At 69.2% G+C, this 4,288-nt stretch carries 2 protein-coding genes and 1 pseudogene; 1 reads left to right on the top strand and 2 read right to left on the bottom strand.

Going from position 1 to position 4,288, the window contains the following annotated elements:
• Window positions 1-46: 46 nt before the first annotated feature.
• Window positions 47-871 (bottom strand): LURP-one-related family protein, encoded by an 825-nt coding sequence (locus tag ABT085_RS44390; protein ID WP_351622344.1) that lies wholly within the window; start codon window positions 869-871, stop codon window positions 47-49.
• Between the two features lie 76 nt (window positions 872-947).
• Window positions 948-3,002, bottom strand: a complete 2,055-nt coding sequence (locus ABT085_RS44395; RefSeq protein ID WP_351622347.1) for a phosphocholine-specific phospholipase C — start codon at window positions 3,000-3,002, stop codon at window positions 948-950.
• Between the two features lie 177 nt (window positions 3,003-3,179).
• Between ABT085_RS44395 and ABT085_RS44400 the strand changes: the two are divergent.
• Window positions 3,180-3,765 (top strand): annotated as a pseudogene (locus ABT085_RS44400) (endo alpha-1,4 polygalactosaminidase); the annotation flags it as partial.
• Window positions 3,766-4,288: the final 523 nt, after the last annotated feature.

The raw sequence follows: 4,288 nt of genomic DNA on the forward strand, positions 1-4,288 counted from the left end.
GTGCGCGGGATTTCCGCGTCTGTGCCTAAGCCCCCCGCCGTCGGCGTCAGCCGAGGCCCCTGGAGTCCTGCTTCAGGGCCGTGTCGACCGTCAGGGCCGTCGCGACCACCAGGCTCAGCAGCGGCTCGGGCAGCTGGTAGTGGATCTGGAGGACGTAGTTGTCCGCGGTCGTGAAGAGGGTCTTGGCCAGGCCCTCCCAGGTCTTGGTGATCCGGGCGACCTCGTTCTCCGCGTGGTCGACGATCGCGAAGTTCCAGGCGCGCCAGTTCTCCGCCTTGATGGCACCGATCTTCTGACCGTTGACATTGATGGCGAAGTTGATCTTGCCGATCATGTTCTGCTGGACGATCTCACCGACCGGCTGACCGTCCGGACGCTGCACGACCACCCGGGACTTGAATATCTTGGCCGGGCGGGTGAGCAGCAGGACGGGCTGCCCGTGGGCGTCCCGGATCTCCAGCTTGTGGGTGAGGTACTGGTCGAGGCTGGAGACGAAACGCAGGATCTTCCGGAACACGCCCTGGCCGACCTCGACGACCGAGCCGAGCGCGTTGCCGTTCTGATCCATGACCTTGTACTCGTTGGTCAGCTCGATCAGCTTGGCCTTCTGGTTCACCACCAGGACCGGCTCGGAGAACAGCGTGCCGCCGCCGGGACCGCTCGGGGCCACACCGGCTTCCTGCTGCACCTGCTGCTGCACGCGCGGGTCGGCCTGCTGCGGGATGTGCGGCGCGGCGGGGGCCTGTCCGCCCTGCTTCTGGTCGGGGGCGGTCTGCTCGGTCCACTGCGCGCCGTCCCAGTAACGGAGGGTCTGAGACGCTCCGTGCGGATCGGGGTACCAGCCTGCAGGTGTGTTCGAATGCGTGGTCACCGGGGCACACTACCCTGCGCGTACGGGGACCTGACCAGTCCCCGGGAACGGCTGTCCGCGGTGACCACGCACCCGGTCATCCGGTGGCGAGGGCAGGATCACTGACGCCGGGTCGGCCATTCTCCACATGTCCGGCGAATCGCCGCAGATAGGCCGTGTCGGTGGCGGACGAGACCGTGAGGTCGTACCAACGTCCGCTCGCGGTCAGGTCGACCGTGTGCCGGACCGTGGCACCGGGACGCACCTTGAAGGTGCGCGCGCGGCCGCCGTAGCCGTTGGCCAGCCTCAGCTCCACCGCGGCCGAGCCCTTGTTGGTGAGGGTCAGTTCGACGGCGTCGCCGTGGTGGCGGGCGGTGACCTCGGGGCCCGCCGCGGCCGTGCCCGACCCCTTGAAGGTGCGCAGGAAGCCGTTCGGGCCGTGCACCGTGAGGTCGTACGAGCCCGCGGAGTACGCCGTGTTCCAGGTGTCGGAGACGGACTTGCCGGCTTCGGTGGTGTAGGTCCAGGGGCCGTCCGTCCGATTGCCCGAGGTGACGAGGAAGGCCGCGCCGGCCTGGGCGCCGGAGGCGAAGGTGAGCGTGAACGTCCCGGCGTCCGGGGCTGCCGAACCGTCCACCAGCGGGGCGTACTTGAGCGGCCGGGTCGGCCGCGAGCCGCATTCCTGCCGGGGCAGCACGGGACCGGCGGGCGGGGTGGGCACGTAGTCGGGGTGGCGGTCGCCGTCCGGCGGCCGGTAGCCGTCGGTGTCCGGCAGGACCACCGGCCGGGTGTCGGCGCGGGAGAAGTCGAACGCCGAGGTGAGGTCGCCGCAGACCGCACGCCGCCAGGGCGAGATGTTCGGCTCGTGCACACCGAAGCGGCGCTCCACGAACCGGATGATCGAGGTGTGGTCGAACGTCTCGGAGCAGGCGTAACCGCCCTTGCTCCAGGGCGAGACGACGAGCATCGGCACCCGCTGGCCCAGGCCGTAGGGGCCGGCGACATGGCCGCTGTCGCCCTTGAAGACGTCCGGGCCGGTGTCGACGGTGGACTTGCCCTGCGCGGCCGAGGCCGGCGGGAAGGGCGGTACCAGGTGGTCGAAGAAGCCGTCGTTCTCGTCGTACGTGATGAACAGGGCCGTGCGCGCCCAGACGGCCGGGTCGGCGGTCAGGGCGTCCAGGACCTGGGCGACGTACCAGGCGCCGTAGTTGGCGGGCCAGTTGGGGTGCTCGGTGAACGCCTCGGGGGCGACGATCCAGGAGACCTGCGGCAGCGTGCCGCCGGTGACGTCGGCCCTGAGCCGGTCGAAGAATCCCTCGCCCTTGCGGGCGTCGGTGCCGGTGCGGGCCTTGTCGTAGAGGGGCTCGCCGGGCCTGGCGTTGCGGTACTGGTCGAAGTAGAGAAGGGAGTTGTCGCCGTAGTTGCCTCGGTAGGCGTCGGGGATCCAGCCCCAGCTGCCGGCCGCGTCCAGGCCGTCGCCGACGTCCTGGTAGATCTTCCAGGAGACGCCCGCCTGCTCCAGGCGTTCGGGATAGGTCGTCCAGCTGTAGCCGGCCTCGTCGTTGCCGAGGACCGGACCGCCGCCGCGGCCGTCGTTGCCGGTGTAACCGGTCCACATGTAGTAGCGGTTGGGGTCGGTGGAGCCTATGAAGGAGCAGTGGTAGGCGTCGCAGATGGTGAAGGCGTCGGCGAGCGCGTAGTGGAACGGGATGTCGTCGCGGGTCAGATACGCCATCGTCGTCGCCGACTTGGCCGGCACCCACTTGTCGTATCTGCCGCCGTCGAAGGCCGCGTGTCCGTCGTTCCAGCCGTGCGGCAGGTCCCGGAGGAACGCCATGCCCAGGTCGTCGGCATCGGGGTGGAAGGGCAGGACGTCCTTGGTCCCGTCGGACTGGCGCCACACCGTCCGGCCGGGCGTGGGCGAGGCCGGGCGCGGGTCGCCGAAGCCGCGCACACCGCGCAGGGAGCCGAAGTAGTGGTCGAAGGACCGGTTCTCCTGCATCAGCACGACGATGTGCTCGACATCCTCGATGGACCCCGTGCGATGGTGGGCCGGGAGCGCGGAGGCCCGCGCGATGCTGCTCGACAGGGCCGTGAACGCCGTTGTGGCGCCCGCGAGTTGGAGGAAGCGGCGCCGATTGACCTCGGACATGGTTGAGGTACCTCTCTCGTCGTGACGCGCACGGCTGGCGGGAACTGACGGGACTTGCGCGCAAGGAGTTTTCCAAGGGCGCCGAACGACAGGGAAGGGTGCGATGGCGGGGATGTGAAAGTCACCGGTACGTGCGGGTGCGCCACGGGCTGCGGGCCCGGGACGTGACAACCCCCCGCTGACGTGGCCCGGCTGCACCGCGACGGCCGCAAGGTCATCTGTTACGTCGACGTCGGCGCCTGGGAGGACTTCCCCCGACCGCGGCGGCTTCCCGCGGGCCCTGCTGGGCGCGTCCAACGGCTGGGAGGGCGAACGCCGGCTGGACATCCGGCAGCTCTCCACCCGGCGGCCGGTCATGGAGCGCCGCTTCGACATGTGCCGCGACAAGGGGTTCGACGCGGTGGAGCCGGACCTGGTGGAGGGCTACGGCAACCACACCGGATTCCCGCTCATCGCGGACGACCAGCTCGCCTACAACCGGACGATCGCGGAAATCGCGCACGACCGGGGCCTCTCGGTGGGCCTCAAGAACGATCTTCCGCAGATTCCCCGACTGCTTCCCGACTTCGACTTCGCCGTCAACGAGGAATGCGCGCAGTACGGCGAGTGCGCCGAACTCACTCCGTTCATCAAGGCGGGCAAGGCGGTCTTCCACGTGGAGTACGAGGTGCCGACCAGCAGTTTCTGCCCGGAGTCCCGCAAGCTGAAGCTGTCCTCGATGCCGAAGAAACGGGAACTAGGGGTGTGGCGCCGGGCCTGCTGACCCGGGTCGCGCGGGCCCGCCGGTCCGAGTGGCCCGGTCCGGGTGGCCCGAGCGGCCCGGGTTGGCCGGTACAGGACGGTCGGTCCGGGACCGCACGGGTTGGCCGGTCCGGGACGGTCGGGCCGAGACGGCCGGCCCCTCCTTCCATTCCCGTTCACGCTCCATTTCCATTCGCTTCTCTTTTCCGCTCGCGCCCCCCATTCGCATTCGCGCAGTGATTCACATCAGCAGGACGATTCACATGTGCCCGGTGATGCGCATTCGTATTCCCATTCGCCCCACACGCCCCACGGATTCACCGTCGCCCCTTATTGACGCAATGAAACACCTCTCCCCTTCCGGGCGCTTCATCCTTTAAACTCACCGATATCACGTCATGAAGCGCGCTGGGGGCGCGCTTTTGGGGGAGTTGATCGTCGTGCGCCGTAGACCGTTTCTGGCCGCCCTGCTGGGCTGCGCCGCTCTTCTCATTTCGCTCGTCATATCGGCGGCACCGGCCGGGGGGGGGGCGCCGCCGGGCGGC

Source organism: Streptomyces sp. NPDC002265 (assembly GCF_040296125.1).
GTDB lineage: Bacteria > Actinomycetota > Actinomycetes > Streptomycetales > Streptomycetaceae > Streptomyces.